Here is a 20,049-nt window from a genome sequence, read left to right as displayed (position 1 = left end):
CATGTGTTTAAAATTTAACTGTTAATTTTTTAGTTCAATTTAAAATTAATCTGCATTTTCTCCAATTCTTGCAATAATTCAGTTGAAATTTTGACCTTCAAACGACGACTCGGCATCGTTAATTTAGTGACTACTTTTATTTCTTCTACTTCATTTACTTCTTGAATCTTAGTGTCCTCTATCGCACTATCTTCATTTTCAGCTTCAAAAACAGCATCTTCGGCTTCAAAATCAGCTGGAGTTTCTACCTCAACCAATTTTTTGATCTTTTCTAATTCCATGATTTCAAAAGTCACCGAATTATCTCCTTTATTTTCATTAAATAAATGGCTTAGTTTATGAATAAATTCAGGATGAAGATCTTTTATATTTAAAAGAAGGATCAGTTTTTTAGCGAAAGCTTCTAAAATATCCTGCAGTTGACGAATCTCAACAAACTGCATTCTAGGATCCGATTTTTTACCCGTATCATGATTGACCCATCCGTCTTTTATCATAATTTTCAGAAAGGCGAAATTGTTCTGAATCAAGAAATGACGGAACTTTAAATATTCTTCTCCAAAAATCTTAAACTCATAACTTTCATCATACCCTTCTAAGTTGAAAGCCGCCCAACCTTTTCCATTTTTAGCAACGCGATGCTGTACGTTATTGATAATTCCGGCAAACATTAGGTTTTTTCCAACATACTCGTTCATGCTTTTCAGCGCTTCCAAACGAGAATTACAGAAGTATTTCATTTCAAACCTAAAATCGTCAAGAGGATGTCCAGAAATATAAATTCCGACAACCTCTTTTTCTTTGGCCAATTTCTCCATTGTACTCCAGTCTTCACATGGTGGCACAACTGGCTCTGCAATTTGTACTTCACTGGTTTCTCCAAACAAACTTACCTGAGATGAATTTTCATTTTCCTGAAACTTAGATCCGTAACGCATTGCTTTTTCGTAGAAAGTGATTCCGTCACCATCATCGTGGAAATATTGTGCTCTGGTTGTTCCTTCAAAAGAATCAAAACCTCCTGCAAGTGCTAAATTCTCGATCGCTTTTTTGTTTGCTGCGCGAAGGTCAATTCGCTTAGCTAAATCAAAAATCGATTTATATCTTCCGTCTTTTCTGTTTTCTACAATGGTTTCTACAGCTCCAGAACCCACACCTTTGATCGCTCCCATTCCGAAACGAACCGCGTAATCATCGTTTACTGTAAATTTATAGTACGACTCATTTACACAAGGCCCCAAAACCTGTAATCCCATACGTTTACATTCTTCCATGAAAAAAGAAACCTGTTTGATATCGTTCATGTTATTCGAAAGTACCGCTGCCATATATTCGGCAGGATAATGCGCTTTCAAATATGCTGTTTGATACGCAATCCAAGCATAACAAGTCGAGTGCGATTTGTTGAAGGCGTAACTCGCGAAGGCTTCCCAGTCTTTCCAGATTTTCTCCAGAATCTTGGCATCGTGACCTTTTGCGGCCGCTTGCTCAACGAACTTCGGCTTCATTTTATCTAGTACGTCTTTTTGTTTCTTACCCATCGCTTTACGCAAGACGTCGGCCTCACCCTTTGTAAATCCTGCCAAAGACTGAGACAAAAGCATTACCTGCTCTTGGTAAACCGTAATTCCGTAGGTTTCTGATAAATATTCCGCACATGCATCTAAATCGTATTTGATTTCCTCGTCACCATTTTTTCTTCGAACGAAAGACGGAATATACTCCAAAGGTCCAGGACGATACAAGGCGTTCATCGCAATTAAATCTCCAAAAACCGTTGGTTTCAAATCTTTCATGTATTTCTGCATCCCCGGTGACTCGTATTGGAAGATTCCAACGGTTTCACCTCTTTGGAAAAGAGCATACGTTTCTTCATCATCGATTGGGAAAGTATCTGGATTCAGTTCAATTCCGGTTCTGTATTTTACCAGTTTTACGGTATCTTTTATCAGCGTAAGGGTCTTTAGACCCAAGAAGTCCATTTTCAGCAATCCGGCACTTTCTGCAACCGAGTTGTCGAACTGTGTTACATATAAATCGGAATCTTTTGCTGTTGTTACGGGAACATAATTCGTAATATCCGATGGCGTAATGATTACCCCGCAGGCGTGAATTCCCGTGTTACGCATCGATCCTTCCAGAATTTTTGCCTGCTGAATGGTTTCCCCTGCCAAATCATCTTCATTGGCAATCGCGATTAATTCTTTTACATTGTCAAATTCATCCGAGCGAAGTGCTTTTTTGACTTCCTCTTCACTTTCAGAAATAAAACGCGCCAAATTCCATTTTGACGGCATCATTCCCGGAATCAGTTTTGCAATTCTATCGGCTTCAAATAACGGCAAATCTAGTACACGTGCCGTATCACGAATCGCCGATTTGGTCGCCATTTTACCATAAGTGATAATCTGCGCCACCTGTTTTTGACCGTATTTGTTGATTACATATTCCATTACACGTCCACGACCCTCGTCATCAAAGTCAATATCAATATCGGGCATCGATACACGGTCAGGATTTAGGAAACGCTCAAAAAGCAAGTCGTATTTAATCGGGTCAATATTGGTAATTCCGAGACAGTATGCAACGGCTGAACCCGCTGCAGATCCACGACCAGGCCCTACCGATACGTCCATTTTTCTCGCCTCGGCGATGAAATCCTGTACAATCAAGAAATAACCAGGATAACCCGAGTTCGAAATCGTCATTAACTCAAAGTCCAAACGTTCTTGAATCGATTCTGTGATTTCCCCATATCTTCTTTTGGCACCTTCCATAGTAAGGTGTCGCAAATAAGCATTTTCACCGCGAACACCATTGTCTTTTTCATCTTCAGGATCAACAAATTCGTCCGGAATTTCGAATTTCGGAAGCAATACATCACGATAAAGCGAATATCCTTCGACCTTATCAATAATTTCCTGAATATTGATAATGGCTTCAGGCAAATCAGCAAAAAGCTTTTTCATCTCGTCTTGCGACTTGAAGTAGTATTCCTGATTTGGAAGTCCGTAACGGTATCCGCGTCCACGTCCAATAGGTGTTGCTTGTTTTTCACCGTCTTTTACACACAATAAAATGTCGTGTGCATTGGCATCTTCTTTATTTAAATAATAGGTATTGTTAGTAGCGATTAACTTTACATCGTGTTTTTTCGAAAACTCAATCAGGGTTTTGTTGACACGATTTTCATCTTCCTGATTGTGGCGCATTACTTCCAGATAGAAATCTTCGCCAAATTGTTCTTTCCACCAAATTAAGGCTTCTTCGGCTTGATTTTCACCAATATTCAAGATTTTACTCGGAATTTCTCCATATAAATTCCCAGACAAAACCATGATATCGCCTTTGTATTGCTCAACGATATTTCTGTCAATCCTTGGAACATAATAAAATCCGTCTGTATAGGCAATCGAAGCCATTTTGGCCAAATTGTGATATCCAGCTTTGTTTTTAGCCATTAAAACAACCTGATAACCATTGTCTTTTTTGCTTTTATCTAAGTGATTTTCACAGATATTAAATTCGCACCCTACGATTGGTTTTACTTCGGTTTCTGTTGGTTCTTCTCCAGCTTCGACCAAAGCTTTGTTTTTTCCAGAAGCAGCTTTATTGTGGTTCATAACGGCGCTCACGAAATGGAAAGCCCCCATCATGTTTCCAGTATCGGTCATAGCAACGGCCGGCATTCCGTTTTTGGCTGCAGCCGCAACAATATTTCCAATTCCGATAGTAGATTGAAGTACCGAAAACTGTGTATGATTGTGTAAATGTGCAAATTTCGCCGCTTTAAAATCGGCTTTATCTTCTTCTGAAACGACATTTTGTGTGCCTTCTCCCGCTAAAGCTTTAAGTTGTTCTCTGATTTTATCAGAAGCCGCTTTTAAGTTGATATGTTTTAAACCAATCAGTTTAAATGGCTCTGGGTTTCTTTCCTGAAAATCTTTGAAGTATTCTTTAGGAACGTCAAGCTCTTCTTTCGTAAAAACCTCTCTTCTAACCAATTCTAAGAAACAACGCGTAGTTGCCTCAACGTCAGCAGTTGCGTTGTGCGCTTCCGCGAAAGGTACACTGAATAAATATTCGTGAAGCTCGGTCAAAGTTGGCAATTTGAATTTTCCTCCACGACCTCCCGGAAGTTGTAATAACGAAGCAGTAACTTCGGTACAAGTATCCAAAACTGGCATTGAACTCATTTGAGACTCCACTCCCATTCTATGGAATTCAGCTCCCATAATATTAACGTCGAAACCTAAATTCTGTCCAACGATATATTTTGTTTTGCTTAAAGCAATATTGAATTTCTCTAAAACTTCGGCCAAAGTGATTCCATCGGCTTCAGCCAATTCAGTCGAGATTCCGTGAATACGTTCAGCATCATACGGAATGTTAAATCCTTCTGGTTTTACCAAATAATCCTGATGCTCAATAAGCTGTCCCATTTCGTCATGCAACTGCCAAGCAATTTGTATACAGCGAGGCCAGTTATCAGAATCGGTTATTGGGGCATCCCAGCGTTTTGGTAATCCGGTTGTTTCGGTATCGAATATTAAATACATAGAGTTGTAAAAATCAAATTTTAAATTGCTTCGCCAGTTCGCTTCGCTCGTGTCCAAAATTTCATATCTTTCACATTGTAAATTACTGACAACATGAAACATAGCAAAATGCGTAATGAAAAATGGAAGGAATTCAAATTTACACTTTTTTTAGGGAAATAAAGAAGCTAAAGTTGTTAACAAAAACGTTAATTAAAACTCGTTGATTGCCATTCGTAAAAAAATTAAACACATAGAAACATAGATTTTAGTTCTGTAAAAAAGAGATTTTAGAAAATCTAGATTTTCACACATAGCTATGTGTATTTAAAATGAGTGAAACGCCTTTGTAGACAAAGAAAACTATGTTTCTATGTGTTTAAAAACAATTACACTCAAAGTTTTTTAATCCAAAAAACTTCAATATTCATTTTGGATACTCATTACTCCAAAATGAACACTTTTAAACTACAGTGTATCCTGAACTTTGCTTCATCAAATTATAACAATTAAAAAAACAAATAATCATGAAAACAATTTTTATCACAGGCGCATCATCAGGTTTAGGAAAAGCAACGGCAAAATTATTCCACGAAAAAGGATGGAACGTAATCGCAACCATGAGGACTCCTGAAAAAGAAACCGAACTTTCTGAATTAAAAAATGTAACGCTTTTACCTTTGGACGTTACGAATTATGATCAAATTCAAAACACAGTTAAAAAAGCGCTTGAAATCAGTGACATTGATATCGTTTTTAATAATGCTGGCTATGGATTAATTGGCCCTTTGGAAAGTCTTTCTGATTCTCAAATCACCAAACAATTGGACACAAATTTATTGGGAGTAATTCGAGTTACGAATGCTTTTATTCCATATTTCAGAGAAAGAAAAAGCGGTTTATTTATTTCAACCACTTCTATCGGCGGATTGATTGCTTTTCCTTTAGGTTCGATATATCACGCAACAAAATGGGGATTAGAAGGTTGGAGCGAGAGTATGGCTTATGAACTAAATCCGTTTGGGATACATATTAAAACGGTTTCTCCTGGCGGTATTAAAACCGAATTTTTACATGGTTCTCTTGATACAGCAACAAAACCTGAATATGAAGCGATGACCAACAGCATGTTTGCAAGCGTTGACACAATGTTTGAAATGGCATCAACTCCAGAACAAATTGCCGATGTTGTTTATGAAGCTGCTACGGATGGAAAAAACCAATTAAGATATGTTGCCGGCGAAGATGCAAAAGCGCTTTACAAACAAAGACTAGAAGTTGGAGACGAAGTTTTTCGTTCTGAATTTGGCAAACAATTTTTTGGGGAATAATAATTTCTGATGAAGCTATCCAAAAAGCATTGAACGGTTTTTTATTAAGCTCCAGCGGAGCAAAATATGTATAGAAATTCAATCATACGGATGGAAAAAAAGCTCCAGCGGAGCGACATGTTTATTGTAATGAATATGTCGCTCCGCTGGAGCTCTACCCTCAATAATAACTGCAATTTCTATAAATATTTCGCTTCTTCGAAGCTGGTCTTTCAAAATCAAACAAACTGTTCAATGCTTTTTGAAAAGCCTAATTTAATCTCTCAAATTTTCATATTTTTATATCATGGAAAAGAAAAACAATAATCCAGCAAAAATCTCTTCTATATCGCAGTTTCATGACTTACTTCGACTGCCAAAACCACTTCATCCAATGGTGAGTTTGGTAGACAATACGCAGTTGGTCATTAATGAAGATTTAGCGAATCATGCCTTTTTGCTTGATTTTTATAAGATCTCTTATAAGTTTTCTACCAAAGGAAAAATGGGCTACGGTCAAGGCTATTATGATTTTAACGAAGGCGGTCTCATGTTTGCTTCTCCAACTCAGTTAATTTTTACTGAAAATGAAGAAGGTGTTGAATATGGCGGTTATACACTTTTATTTCATCCTGATTTTATTCGAAATTATCCTTTAGGAAAAAGCATCAAAAAATATGGCTTCTTTTCTTATGACACCAATGAAGCACTGCATCTTTCCGATAGTGAAAAAACAATTATTATCGGATTATTACAAAGCATCGACAACGAACTCAATACCGCAATAGACGAAATGACTCAGGATGTGATTGTTTCTTATATTGATGTTTTGCTGAATTACAGCAATCGTTTTTACAAACGCCAATTCATTACCAGAAAAACCATCAGTCACGATTTATTATTGAAAGTTGAAGAAACGCTAGACAATTATATCAGCAACTCAGAAACCTTAAAAAGAGGATTGCCAACAGTAGAATTTCTGGCTTCTCACGTTAATGTTTCGAGCCACTATTTAAGTGACATGCTTCGTAATTTAACTGGACTAAATGCACAACAGCACATTCATTCGAAATTAATTGAAAAATCAAAAGATTTTCTGATTACGACTAATCTTTCTGTAGCAGAAATTGCTTATCAACTAGGTTTTGAATATCCGCAGTCATTCAGTAAATTATTCAAAAAGAAAACGAATCTGACACCTTTAGAATTTAAAAATTCTCTGAATTAACCTTCAAAAATACCGCCTACAAAAAATCAGTTTTTGCTTCAAAAAAACATAAAATTTCATAAAAATACACCTCTTGGATGTCGTAGTATTTTGATGTTTTATTAAATCTAAATAACGTCCAAAAAACACCTTTCAAAGCTTTAAAAAACTCAAAAAACGCACTTTTTAGACATATTCCAAAACTAACAATTATTACTATTTTTATACATTTTGTTAGATTTTTTCAATTAAATTTTTATATTTTATATTGATTTTGAGATAAATTTGCAAACTATTAAAACAAAAAACAAACAAGGAAAATTTAAGCCGAAAAAGAAAAAGCAAATCTATTTCTTAATCATTATTCCTTCAAATTTTAGTCTGCAAAAGCCATTTGGCAATTTGTAATTTAGTTTGGGTATCGTATATAATGAAATATCGAAATTGACGCTTTTTTATCTTTTTTTACTTTTGTTTTGCTATTATAATGAACAGGAAATTGCTGTGGTTATAGAAATTACAATTAAAAAAAATAAAAAATGAGTAAGACATTATTTGACAAAGTATGGGATTCACATGTTGTGCGTAAAATTGAAGATGGGCCAGATGTGTTTTTTATTGACCGCCATTTCATTCATGAAGTTACGAGTCCTGTTGCTTTTTTAGGATTAAAATCAAGAGGCGTTAATGTATTATATCCAGAACGTACTTTTGCAACTGCCGACCACAATACACCAACCATAAACCAACATTTACCAGTTCAGGATCCGCTTTCTGCAAACCAGCTTAAAGCTCTTGAAGACAATGCCGCTGAATACGGAATTTCGCACTGGGGATTAGGTCACCAAAAAAATGGAATTGTACACGTAGTTGGTCCTGAAAACGGAATTACTTTGCCAGGTGCTACTATTGTATGTGGAGATTCACATACGTCTACTCACGGTGCTTTTGGAGCTATTGCTTTTGGTATCGGAACATCTGAGGTTGAAATGGTGCTTTCTACGCAATGTATTATGCAGCCAAAACCAAAGAAAATGCGTATCAACGTAAACGGCAAATTGAGTAAAGGTGTTGGACCAAAAGACGTTGCGCTTTATATCATCTCTAAATTAACTACTTCCGGAGGTACAGGATATTTTGTTGAATATGCTGGTGATGTTTTTGAAAACATGACTATGGAAGGCCGTATGACTGTTTGTAATTTAAGTATCGAAATGGGTGCTCGTGGAGGAATGATTGCTCCTGACCAAACTACTTTCGATTTCTTAGAAGGAAGATTATATGCTCCAAAAGGAGAAGCTTGGACAAAAGCTGTTGAATACTGGAAAACGTTAAAAACAGATGCTGACGCTGTATTTGACGCTGAATTAAACATCAAAGCGGAGGACATCGAACCAATGATTACTTACGGTACAAACCCTGGAATGGGAATTGGCATCACAAAACATATCCCAAGTGCAAAAGAAGTTGAAGGCGGTGAGGAAACTTACAAAAAATCTTTAGCTTACATGGGCTTCAACGAAGACGATGTAATGATCGGAAAACAAATCGATTATGTTTTCTTAGGAAGCTGTACAAACGGACGTATTGAAGATTTTAGAGCTTTTGCTGAAATTGTAAAAGGAAGAAAAAAAGCAGATAATGTTACAGCTTGGTTAGTTCCGGGTTCTCACGTTGTGGAAGCGCAGATTAAGGAAGAAGGAATTTTAGATATTTTGACAGAGGCTGGTTTCGTATTACGTCAGCCAGGTTGTTCTGCTTGTTTAGCAATGAACGATGATAAAGTTCCTGCTGGGAAATATGCAGTAAGTACTTCAAACAGAAACTTTGAAGGTCGTCAAGGTCCTGGTTCTAGAACGCTTCTTGCTAGTCCAATTATGGCTGCTGCAGCTGCTGTTACAGGAAAATTGACAGATCCAAGAGAACTGTTCTAGTCAATGACAATTGCAATAACAATTTCAAAAATTCAATAAAATTGCTTTTAGATTTATTATAGATTCTCACATTCAGAAAATCTAAAATCTAAAATCCAAAATCTAAAATTAAAATGGCATACGATAAATTTAATATACTTACTAGCAGCGGAGTTCCGTTGCCAATTGAGAACGTAGATACAGATCAAATTATTCCAGCTCGTTTCTTAAAAGCTACAAAACGTGAAGGTTTTGGAGACAATCTTTTTAGAGACTGGAGATATAATGGAGACGATACTCCAAAAGCAGATTTCGTTTTAAACAACCCAACTTATAGCGGGAAAATTTTGGTTGGAGGAAAAAACTTCGGTTCTGGATCTTCTAGAGAACACGCGGCCTGGGCAGTTTACGATTACGGATTCCGTGCTGTAGTTTCTAGTTTCTTTGCAGATATCTTCAAAGGAAACTGCCTGAATATTGGTGTTTTACCGGTTCAAATCAGCCCAGAATTTTTAGCTAATATTTTCAAAGCTATCGAAGCCGATCCTAAAACAGAATTAGAAATCAATCTACCAAACCAAACGATTACTTTGTTGTCAACTGGCGAGCAAGAATCATTCGCAATTAACGGTTACAAAAAGAACAATTTAATTAATGGTTTTGACGACATTGATTATTTACAAGATATGAAAGAGGATATTAAAGCTTTTGCTGATAAACTTCCTTACTAATAGAAATATCATTCAGTCTATTAGACCCGAAAGGCTTCAAAACCTCTCGGGTCTTTCTAGAATATAGAACGCGGATGAAACTGATTCGCTTTGCGAAGACGCGGAAAAAAAACGGATTTTATTTTTTTTTGTTAAAGTAAAAAATCCGCGTAAATCTGCGTCTTTGCGATAGCAAATCCGTAAAATCCGCGTCAAATTACATCAGAATTATAATATCAATATGGAAAAAAGAAAAATTGAAATAATGGATACGACGCTCCGTGATGGTGAACAAACCTCAGGAGTATCATTTTCTGCTGCAGAAAAACTGACCATTGCACAATTGTTGTTGGAGGAATTAAATATTGATAGAATCGAAATTGCTTCGGCACGTGTGAGCGAAGGAGAATTTCAAGCTGTAAAAGGAATTACTTCATGGGCCGAAGAACGCGGCTACATTAACAGAATTGAAGTTCTTACGTTTGTTGATGGAGGTGTTTCAATTGACTGGATGAAAAAAGCCGGTGCCAAAGTGCAGAATTTATTGACCAAAGGTTCAATGAATCACTTAACACATCAATTAAAAAAAACTCCGGAACAGCATTTTGCTGAAATCGCTCAAATCATTGCTTTAGCCAAAGAGAACAATATTGAAACCAATGTTTACTTGGAAGACTGGAGCAACGGAATGCGAAATTCTCCTGAATATGTTTTTCAATTTTTGGAATTTTTATCCACTCAGCCAATCAAAAGAGTTTTACTTCCAGATACTTTGGGGGTTTTAATTCCGTCTCTAACTTTTGAATTTATTTCAAAAATCAGAGCGAAATATCCAAACATTCATTTTGATTTCCACGCTCATAACGATTACGATTTAAGTGTCGCCAATGTTATGGAAGCCATCAAAGCAGGAATAAACGGGCTTCACGTAACCGTAAACGGAATGGGAGAACGTGCCGGAAATGCGCCACTCGAAAGCACAGTTGCCGTAATTAATGATTATCTGCCAGAAGCAAAAATCAATATTAAAGAAACGTCTTTATATTCTGTAAGCAAATTGGTTGAAACTTTTACAGGCTACAGAATCCCCGCCAACAAACCAATTGTTGGAGACAACGTTTTTACGCAGACAGCTGGAATTCACGCTGACGGAGACAATAAAAACAATCTATATTTTAATGATTTGCTTCCAGAACGTTTTGGAAGAAAAAGAAAATACGCTCTCGGAAAAACTTCAGGCAAGGCCAATATCGAAAAAAATCTTCAGGAATTAGGTTTAAAACTAAACAACGAAGACTTGAAATTGGTTACGCAAAGAATTATCGAACTGGGCGACAAAAAAGAAACCGTTACAAAAGAAGATCTTCCATACATTATTTCAGATGTTTTGGACAGTCATACTTATGAGGAAAAAATTACAATAAACTCTTATATGCTGGTCCATTCTAAAGGAATGCGCCCATCTACGACTTTATCTTTAAATTTAAACGGAGAAATAATCGAAGAAAACGCACAAGGCGACGGTCAGTTTGATGCTTTTATGAATGCTTTATCTAAGATCTACAAAAGCAAAAAACTAACGCTTCCAAAATTAATCGATTATGCCGTGAGAATCCCGCCTGGAAGTAGTTCTGATGCGTTGTGCGAAACCATTATTACATGGGTCAACAACGGAAAAGAATTCAAAACCCGCGGATTAGATTCGGATCAAACTGTTGCAGCCATTATTGCAACACAGAAAATGCTTAACATTATAACTTAACTATAGTTACAAAGGTTCAAAGTGACAAAGAGACAAAGATTTTAGTCTGCTTTTAAAACTTTGAACCTTTGTCTCTTTGTCACTTTGAACCTTAAAATAATAAATATTTAAAAATGAAATTAAACATAGCCCTTTTAGCCGGAGACGGAATCGGACCAGAAGTAATCGATCAAGCAGTAAAAGTATCAGATGCAATTGCAAAAAAATTCGGACATGAAATCACTTGGAAACCAGCTTTAACTGGAGCTGCTGCAATTGATGCAGTAGGAGAACCTTATCCAGATTCAACACACGAAGTCTGTAAAAATGCTGACGCCGTTCTTTTTGGAGCAATCGGCCACCCTAAATATGACAACGATCCTTCTGCGCCAGTACGTCCAGAGCAAGGTTTATTAAAAATGCGTAAAGCGTTAGGTTTGTTTGCTAACGTAAGACCAACTTTTACATTCCCATCTTTATTAGATAAATCGCCGCTAAAAAGAGAAAGAATCGAAGGAACTGATTTGGTTTTCTTAAGAGAATTAACCGGTGGAATTTACTTTGGTGAAAAAGGAAGAAAAGACAACGGAGATACAGCTTACGATAACTGTGTTTACACAAGAGCAGAAGTACAACGTTTAGCTAAAAAAGGTTTCGAATTAGCCATGACACGTTCTAAAAAATTATGTTGTGTTGATAAAGCTAACGTTTTAGAAACTTCTCGTTTGTGGAGAGAAACAGTTCAAGCAATGGAAAAAGATTATCCAGAGGTTGAAGTGAGCTACGAATTTGTTGATGCTGTAGCGATGCGTTTGGTTCAATGGCCAAACTCTTATGACGTATTAATTACAGAGAACTTATTTGGAGATATTTTAACAGACGAAGCTTCTGTAATTTCTGGTTCAATGGGATTAATGCCTTCTGCATCTATGGGAGCTGAAGTATCATTATTCGAACCTATTCACGGTTCTTATCCACAAGCGACAGGGTTAAATATTGCTAACCCAATGGCTACTATTTTATCTGCTGCTATGATGTTCGAAAACTTCGGATTAATGGAGGAAGGAAAAGCAATTAGAGATGCTGTAAATAAAGCTTTAGAAGCTGGTGTAGTTACTGAAGATTTAGCCAATGGAGGCAAAGCATACGGCACGAAAGAAGTAGGAGACTGGTTAGCTGCGAATGTATAATTAAAGAAACCGTAGAGGCGCACCGAAGTGCGCCTCTACAAAAATATTACCCAAAAAAAAAAGGGATTAACTTTCGTTGATCCCTTTTATATTTTAGAAAAAAAATATTAATATCCTCCTCTGTTTCCGCGGTCATTTCCACCACGACTGTTTCCATAACCACCACGATTACTTCCTCCGCGGTTGTTATTAAAACTTCTTCTTTCGCCTTCTGGTTTAGGCTCTGATTTATTTACTACAATTGCACGTCCTTGAACAGTTGCACCGTTCAATTCATCAATTGCTTTTTGCGCTTCCGCATCGTTTGGCATTTCTACAAAACCAAAACCTTTGCTTCTTCCAGTAAATTTATCAGTAATAATTTTAACAGAATCTACTGCTCCATAAACCTCAAAAGATTCTCTTAAATCTGCTTCCTCAATACTGAATGGAAGGCTTCCAACAAAAATATTCATAGATATTTATTTATAATAAGAGGCAAATGTAGTCTTATTTATATCTAATCTACTATATTATGAGTTTATTTAAGTTTTTATTCTGATTTGATGAAGCTCAAAGCAACAGATTAATTGCTAACAGGTACAAAGTTTCCTCTCGGTTCCACTGGAATTTTATAAAAAACGCCTTCCGAAAAATGCATTGTTTGTTTTTCAACATCGGAATTTGCATTAACTGCTGTAAATTTAAATGTTCCCGAAATAGTATTATCAATTGTATTATATTCTGTAACAACAATTTCACCATTTCCTTTACCTGTTCCAGTATCAAATTCTGCTTCTTGTCCTTTATATGTATTTTTAAAAATAGCTTTTATATCATCATTTACTCCTAAAGTATAAGTCTTCTCAGCTGGTTCAGAAAGCTGAAATTTTATCTGCTCATAACCTAAAGATCCTTCCACAATTATATTTTCATTTTCTCCAAAATAGGCTTTATAAGATCGAGCTCGCCAGAAGACATTATCTTTTAAGGTTTGAAAAGCAGGATTATTAAATTTTACATCTTCTTCACAAGAAGTAAAAACAGATAAAATCAGTAAAAAGTAAAAGTATTTCTTCATATAACAAGATGAATTTGATGCAAAAGTACCGCTTAACTTGAAATTTTATTCTAAAATAAACCTAAAAAAACATTCAAAAGACAATAATAATCAATCTTATATACAATTTATACGTTTAGAAACGCATTATTGACAAAAAAATTATATCTTTGCGCCCTTAATTAACAGAGGTCGAGTACCTCAAAATTTAATCACTAGATTATGTCAGTAAAAATTAGATTACAAAGACACGGTAAAAAAGGAAAACCTTTTTACTGGGTAGTAGCTGCAGATGCACGCTCAAAAAGAGATGGTAGATACTTAGAGAAAATCGGTACTTACAATCCAAACACTAACCCAGCAACTGTTGAGTTAAACCTTGACAGCGCAGTTAAATGGTTACACAATGGTGCTCAACCAACTGATACTGCAAGAGCTATCCTTTCTTACAAAGGTGCTTTATTGAAACACCACCTTGACGGAGGAGTTCGTAAAGGAGCTTTAACTCAAGAACAAGCTGATGCTAAATTAACTGCATGGTTAGAAGCAAAAGCTGGAAAAGTTGATGCTAAAAAAGATGGTTTATCAAAAGCGCAAGCTGATGCTAAAGCTAAAGCTTTAAAAGCTGAAAAAGAAGTTAACGCTAAACGTGTTGCTGATGCTGCCGCTGCACAAGCTGAAGCTGCTGCCGCTGCACAAGCTGAAGAGGCTACAGAAGAAGTTGCTGAAGCTACTGAAGAAGCTCCTGCTGCTGAAGAGAATAACGAAACAACTGAAGCATAATTTTACTTAGCGATAATGCGTAAAGAAGAATGTTTTTATTTAGGTAAAATCGCTAAAAAATTTAGTTTCAAAGGTGAAGTTCTGATCTATTTAGACACAGACGAACCTGAGTTATACGAAAATTTGGAATCAGTGTTTGTTGAACACAACAAACACTTGGTTCCTTTTTTTATTGAGTCAAGCTCAATGCACAAAAACGACTTTCTTAGAGTTCGTTTTGAAGACGTCAATACCGAAGAAGATGCTGATGCTCTTGTTGGAAATGGTATTTATCTTCCTTTATCAATGTTGCCAAAACTTACTGGTAACAAGTTCTACTATCACGAAGTTATTGGTTTTGAAATCGAAGACAAACGTTTAGGTGTTTTCGGAAAAATTACTTCTATTAATGACTCTTCTTCACAGCCTCTTTTTGAAGTTCTAAATGGTGATGTAGAGATTTTAGTCCCAATGATTGATCAATTTCTTGTAAAAATTGATCGCGAAAACAAAAAAGTTATCATGGATCTTCCTGAAGGTCTTGTGGAGATGTATCTTTAGGTTTAAATTTCCAAATCTTAAATTCCAAATTCCAAGCCATAGCAACGTTAAATTCGGGCTTTTTTAAACTCCAAATCCCCAAAAGAATACAATTTTTTCGACACTAATTTGAAAGAAAAAACTTTCTTTTTAATTCTTTTGTTTATATTTATTATTTAATAAATTGGAATTTTATAATCATGATGAGTAAGCCATACAATCTAGAAGAAAGAACCTTTTTGTTTGCAAAAGAATGTAGAATCTATATTCGTACTCTACCTAAAAACACATCGAATATTGAAGATGGCAAACAATTAGTGCTCTCCTCTGGTTCTGTTGGAGCAAATTACATTGAAGCAAATGAAAATCTTGGAGATAAAGATTTGTTATTTCGTCTTAAAATTGCCCGAAAAGAAGCAAAAGAATCAAAATTTTGGCTTCAATTATTAAACGATTTAAATCCGGACCAAAAAGAATTGTCTGAATCTTTATTATTTGAAATTGAGGAGTTACGAAAAATTCTTTCTGCCATAATTACCAAAACTTCTAAGCCGTAAATTAATATTTAATCTTACTTTTGCAACTCAACAAAATTATCCACTTCAATTGAAATTTTCATTTTGAAATTTCTGCTCAATAATTGGAATTTGGTATTTAAAAAAATTGGTATTTTATATTTATGTTTCAGTTTAAGCAATTCTCTGTAAAACAAGACAAAACAGCAATGAAAGTAGGCACAGATGGTGTTTTACTTGGTGCATGGGCTCCTATTTTTCATAATCCGTTTAGTGTTTTGGATATTGGCACGGGAACCGGAATTATTGCATTAATGCTGGCGCAGAGAAGTCATGCTGAGCAAATTGATGCCCTGGAAATTGATGAAGACGCTTATGAGCAAGCTGTAGAAAATTTCGAAGCTTCTCCGTGGGGAGATCGTTCATTTTGTTTTCATGCCGGTTTAGACGAATTTATTGACGAACCTGAAGACAAATATGATTTGATTGTATCAAATCCGCCTTTTTATGCTGAGGATTACAAAACTGAAAATGAACAGCGCGATTTAGCAAGATTTCAAGACGCAATGCCTTTTGAAGAAATTGTTGAAGCTGCTGATTTATTACTTTCTGAAAACGGAATTCTTGCCCTAATTCTTCCTTTTAAAGAAGAAGAAAAATTTATTGCTTTAGCCAAAGAAGCTGCATTATATCCAATAAAGATCACTAGAGTAAAAGGAACTCCAAAATCAGAAATCAAACGCAGTTTATTGGCTTTTAGCCGAAATGAAGTTTCCGAAATTGAAATCGACGAACTTGTTATCGAAATAGAAAGACACGTTTATACTCCGGAATATATTGAATTGACTAAAGATTTTTATTTGAAATTCTAAACCTGTTCAAAAATACTCTTAAACTGATATAATATTCTTTGCAATAACCTTAAATCTTCTGTTACAATTTCGGCGTTTCCTTTCATTTCCTGCTGAAAAACAATCTGTTTATCATAAGAAGTTTTTAATCCATTAGGAAGCGAAACATCAACTAGTAAATTCCCGTCTTTATCCGGAACTAAGGAAATATTTTTGATTTCGCCTTTCAATACACCAAATTCGCGGTCTGGATAATTTGCCAGACGAATATTAACCCTCTGCCCTACTTTTATTTTTCCAGAATTTAAGGCTGGTGCTTTTACTTTTCCAACAAATCCATTTTTAGCATCAGGGATTATAGAAAAAACATTGTCGCCCACATTAATGGTTTGATTTTCGTTCCAAACCTGAAGAAAAGTAACTACACCACTCACAGACGATTTTAAAGTATAAGCTAACTCCCAGTCTTTTATTACTTTTTTTAACTGATAAAAAGACTGTGCCATGCTTCGCCCTAAGTTAACCTCTTCTCTAGTGCTATTTATCTGAGAATTCTGACTTGATTTTGTATTGTCAATCAAAGATGATTTTAACTGGGAAATTGACGTTAAAAGGCCTCTATAATTCTTCTGCGCCTGCAAAAAACCCAGTTTTTTTATTTCCATATCCTGAGCCGAAATAATTCCTTTTTTAAATAAGGCTTCAAAACGGGCTATTTCATTTTTCTGCAGTTCCAATTCACTTTCATTGATTACTTTCTGTTGTTGCAGAATATCCAGTCTTTCCTTCAACTGAATTTTTTCTGAACTCTGGGCTCTGCTTTCCACATCAAAAGGATGAAGGCTCTCATTTAACTGCTGCGCTTGATAATCTTTCTGGAAAACGGCAAAAGCACTTTCGATTTCTCCCAACTGTTTGTTTTTTAATAACTGAAAAGGGAATTCTTTTCCTGAATTGATATCATAGCCTTCCACAATGCTTTTCAGCAGAAAAACATCTTTGTAGCTGGCTGTATTTTCAATAACAGCCAATGTATTATTCTTTGAAACTTCTGTTTTATCTTTTACAAGAATAGCCTCGATTCTTCCAGAAGATTTTGAAACAATCTTCTCTGGCGGAATATTAGTTGTAATAACAATTTCAGAAGTTACAACATCGGGATATTTAACAAACCATGACACAAAAAACAGCATGACAATAATAGCAAATATCAGAACTGTTCCCCATCGTATCATCCAATGCGGTACTTTGGTCAGAATGTCCTGAACTTCTTCACTTCTTAATTCAAATGTATCTTTTTCTTCCACCATAATTAATTTCCTAACTGCAGCTGGTTTTTAACTAATTCAAAATAATTGCCTTTTTGTTCTACTAAAGCAGAATGATTTCCTATTTCAATAATTTTTCCTTTATCCAAAACCACAATCTGATCTGCATTCATCACCGTACTTAATCGATGTGCAATTACAACTACTGTTTTATTCTCGAAAAAGAGATCCAGTTTTCTCATAATTTCTTTTTCATTATTGGCATCCAAAGCCGAAGTCGCCTCATCAAAAAACAAAATTTCAGGATTTTTATAAACTGCTCTGGCAATCAAAAGGCGCTGTTTCTGTCCTGTACTCATTCCAACTCCATCTCCTCCAATTTTTGTATTATATCCTAAAGGAAGTCCACCAATATATTCTTTAATATTAGCAACATCTGAAGCATAAAGCAATCTTTCTTTATCTATCCGATCAACACCAAGAGCAATATTATTGGCGATGGTATCACTAAAAATATAGCCTTCCTGCATTACCGCTCCAATATTTGATCTCCAAGCTTTCTGTGAAATATTCTTTAACTGTGTATTACCAATAGTTACCTCTCCTTTTTCAGGATCATAAAACTTCAAAAGCAGTTTCATAAGAGTTGTTTTTCCGCTACCACTGACACCTACAATTGCAGTTACCTTTTTGGCTGGAATTATTAAATTCAGATTATCCAATACTGGAATATCTGAACCTAGATAACGATAAGTAAGGTTTTTAATCTCAATATCAGCATCAAAAGGCACTTCACTTGTCTGATGTGCTTCCTGCTGCAATTCGTCTTCTTTTTGATGGATTTCGGACAATCTTGCAAGCGAAATTTTAGCATCCTGAAACTCTCTTACAAATTCTATTAATTGTGTAATAGGTCCGTTTAAACTTCCTACAATGGCACTAATGGCCAACATCATACCGAGTGTTATGGAACCATCTATCACCAATTTTGCAGAAAGCAGAATAATAAATATGTTTTTCAATTCATTAATTACAGAAGAACCAATGGTCTGTGTCTGTTCTAAAATCAATCCTTTTATCGAAACCCTGAAAAGTCTTGCCTGTACATACTCCCAACCCCATCTTTTTTGCTTTTCGGCATTATGAAGTTTTATTTCCTGCATGCCGTTAATAAGTTCCATAACTTTACTCTGTTCTTTAGAAACTTCTGCAAAACGCTTATAATCTAAAGCTTCTCTTCTTTTTAAAAACAGCGTGATCCATCCGAAATAAAAAACACTGCCCACAAAGAATACCAAGAATATCTGTATATTGAAATACGCGAGCACAGCTCCCATGACAAACATGTTTATAACCGAGAAAAGGACATTTAAAGAAGAAGTAGTTAGGATTTTTTCTATACGGCCGTGATCGTTTATTCGCTGCATAATGTCTCCTGTCATTCTAACATCGAAAAAGGAAATTGGCAGATTCATCAATTTTATAAAGAAATCCGAAATAAGAGAAATATTTACCCTCGTAGATAAATGCAGTAAAATCCAGCTCCTGATTAATTCTAGACCTGTTCTTCCTGCAAAAATAAACAACATGGCAAACAGAATTAAATAGATGAAGTTAATATTCTGATTCTGGATTCCAACATCTACAATACTCTGGGTTAAAAATGGAAAAATCAAATTGAGTAAACTGCTCGCCAAAAGCCCAATTGCAAGCTGAATTAAAAAGGATTTATATTGAAATAAGTATTTGGATAGGAATCTAAAATCTAATCCTTTATTTTCTTCTTTCTCAAAATCTGATTCAAAAAAGACAGGAGTTGCCTCTATTAATAGTGCAATACCTTCTTTTGTAGTATCATCGGCATTATGACCAATCCAGAATTTTACAAAATCTTCTTTATTGTATTCTAAAAGTCCAAAAGCGGGATCAGAAATATAATATTTGTCTTTTTTTATTTTATGAAGAACAACATAATGGTCTTTATTCCAATGAAGAATACATGGAAGAGGAGCTTCCTCTATTCTCTGAACTGATAATTTTACTCCTAAAGTTCTAAAACCAATTTTTTCAGCCGCATCGCTCAAAAAAAGCAAATTACTTCCTTCACGAGTTGTTTCGCTGAAATCTCTCAACTCTTGAATATTGATTGTTTTGCCGTAATATTTAGCTATAATCTTTAAACATGTCGGACCGCAATCTTTATTATCGGCTTGTCTATAATGAGGGAATCTCTTCAATTTCTTTTGATTTATTCAAGACTAATGTAGGAAAAAAAATTCTTGTTAATCTATAAAAAAACAGAGAAGATATAAATCTTCTCTGTTTGGGTATTTATAAACAAATTACCAGCAACACAATTTCTTTAGGACATGGCCGCGGTTTTACCCTAACCAAATAAAATCAAACCCAGCGGCCAACTCCTAAGAATCTCAGTACCAATCATCAATACTGAGAAAATGCTCAAT

Annotated in this window: 15 protein-coding genes; 10 read left to right on the top strand and 5 right to left on the bottom strand. The window is 35.4% G+C overall.

Annotation, left to right across the window (positions count from 1 at the left end; all coding sequences use genetic code 11):
- Positions 1–29: 29 nt before the first annotated feature.
- The gene (dnaE, locus tag BM289_RS02620; RefSeq protein ID WP_091490711.1) at positions 30–4,559 is read right to left on the bottom strand and encodes a DNA polymerase III subunit alpha; all 4,530 of its coding nucleotides are present in this window, start codon (positions 4,557–4,559) and stop codon (positions 30–32) included.
- 506 nt (positions 4,560–5,065) lie between these two features.
- On the opposite strand from dnaE, the gene BM289_RS02615 reads away from it, so the two are divergent.
- The 6 genes from BM289_RS02615 (at position 5,066) to leuB (ending at position 12,609) form a co-directional block, all read left to right on the top strand.
- On the top strand, positions 5,066–5,869 hold the full coding sequence (locus BM289_RS02615) for an SDR family oxidoreductase (RefSeq protein ID WP_091490630.1): 804 nt from the start codon (positions 5,066–5,068) through the stop codon (positions 5,867–5,869).
- Positions 5,870–6,155: 286 nt separating this feature from the next.
- Positions 6,156–7,076, top strand: a complete 921-nt coding sequence (locus tag BM289_RS02610; RefSeq protein ID WP_091490629.1) for a helix-turn-helix domain-containing protein — start codon at positions 6,156–6,158, stop codon at positions 7,074–7,076.
- A gap of 518 nt (positions 7,077–7,594) precedes the next feature.
- The gene (gene leuC, locus BM289_RS02605) at positions 7,595–8,989 is read left to right on the top strand and encodes a 3-isopropylmalate dehydratase large subunit (protein WP_091490628.1); all 1,395 of its coding nucleotides are present in this window, start codon (positions 7,595–7,597) and stop codon (positions 8,987–8,989) included.
- 113 nt (positions 8,990–9,102) lie between these two features.
- Positions 9,103–9,699: a 3-isopropylmalate dehydratase small subunit gene (gene leuD / locus BM289_RS02600; RefSeq protein ID WP_091490627.1), complete on the top strand. Its 597-nt coding sequence runs from the start codon at positions 9,103–9,105 to the stop codon at positions 9,697–9,699.
- Positions 9,700–9,919: 220 nt separating this feature from the next.
- The gene (locus BM289_RS02595; protein WP_091490626.1) at positions 9,920–11,440 is read left to right on the top strand and encodes an alpha-isopropylmalate synthase regulatory domain-containing protein; all 1,521 of its coding nucleotides are present in this window, start codon (positions 9,920–9,922) and stop codon (positions 11,438–11,440) included.
- 113 nt (positions 11,441–11,553) lie between these two features.
- Positions 11,554–12,609, top strand: coding sequence for a 3-isopropylmalate dehydrogenase (leuB, locus tag BM289_RS02590; RefSeq protein WP_091490625.1), 1,056 nt, complete (start codon positions 11,554–11,556; stop codon positions 12,607–12,609).
- Positions 12,610–12,716: 107 nt separating this feature from the next.
- Here leuB and BM289_RS02585 read toward each other — a convergent pair whose 3' ends face one another.
- Positions 12,717–13,064, bottom strand: coding sequence for an RNA recognition motif domain-containing protein (locus tag BM289_RS02585; RefSeq protein ID WP_091490623.1), 348 nt, complete (start codon positions 13,062–13,064; stop codon positions 12,717–12,719).
- A gap of 110 nt (positions 13,065–13,174) precedes the next feature.
- The gene (locus tag BM289_RS02580) at positions 13,175–13,669 is read right to left on the bottom strand and encodes a DUF6252 domain-containing protein (RefSeq protein WP_091490622.1); all 495 of its coding nucleotides are present in this window, start codon (positions 13,667–13,669) and stop codon (positions 13,175–13,177) included.
- A 201-nt stretch (positions 13,670–13,870) separates the two neighbouring features.
- Here BM289_RS02580 and BM289_RS02575 point away from each other — a divergent pair, with 201 nt between their 5' ends.
- The 4 genes from BM289_RS02575 (at position 13,871) to BM289_RS02560 (ending at position 16,337) form a co-directional block, all read left to right on the top strand.
- A complete protein-coding gene (locus BM289_RS02575; protein WP_091490620.1) occupies positions 13,871–14,431 on the top strand; it encodes a 30S ribosomal protein S16 in 561 nt (186 codons plus the stop codon).
- 15 nt (positions 14,432–14,446) lie between these two features.
- On the top strand, positions 14,447–14,971 hold the full coding sequence (gene rimM, locus BM289_RS02570) for a ribosome maturation factor RimM (RefSeq protein ID WP_091490618.1): 525 nt from the start codon (positions 14,447–14,449) through the stop codon (positions 14,969–14,971).
- Between the two features lie 179 nt (positions 14,972–15,150).
- On the top strand, positions 15,151–15,507 hold the full coding sequence (locus BM289_RS02565; RefSeq protein WP_244165306.1) for a four helix bundle protein: 357 nt from the start codon (positions 15,151–15,153) through the stop codon (positions 15,505–15,507).
- A 122-nt stretch (positions 15,508–15,629) separates the two neighbouring features.
- Positions 15,630–16,337, top strand: a complete 708-nt coding sequence (locus BM289_RS02560; protein ID WP_091490616.1) for a tRNA1(Val) (adenine(37)-N6)-methyltransferase — start codon at positions 15,630–15,632, stop codon at positions 16,335–16,337.
- Here the strand turns inward: BM289_RS02560 and BM289_RS02555 are convergent.
- Positions 16,334–17,626, bottom strand: coding sequence for an HlyD family secretion protein (locus BM289_RS02555; RefSeq protein ID WP_091490614.1), 1,293 nt, complete (start codon positions 17,624–17,626; stop codon positions 16,334–16,336). The genes BM289_RS02560 and BM289_RS02555 overlap by 4 nt on opposite strands.
- Positions 17,627–17,628: 2 nt before the next feature.
- Complete coding sequence (locus tag BM289_RS02550; protein ID WP_091490613.1) at positions 17,629–19,821, bottom strand: peptidase domain-containing ABC transporter; 2,193 nt, start codon at positions 19,819–19,821, stop codon at positions 17,629–17,631.
- Positions 19,822–20,049 lie beyond the last annotated feature (228 nt).

The organism is Flavobacterium phragmitis (genome assembly GCF_900112575.1).
Taxonomy (GTDB): domain Bacteria; phylum Bacteroidota; class Bacteroidia; order Flavobacteriales; family Flavobacteriaceae; genus Flavobacterium; species Flavobacterium phragmitis.
Note: the sequence above shows the minus strand (reverse complement) of the source record. Positions and strands in the feature narration are given on the sequence as shown.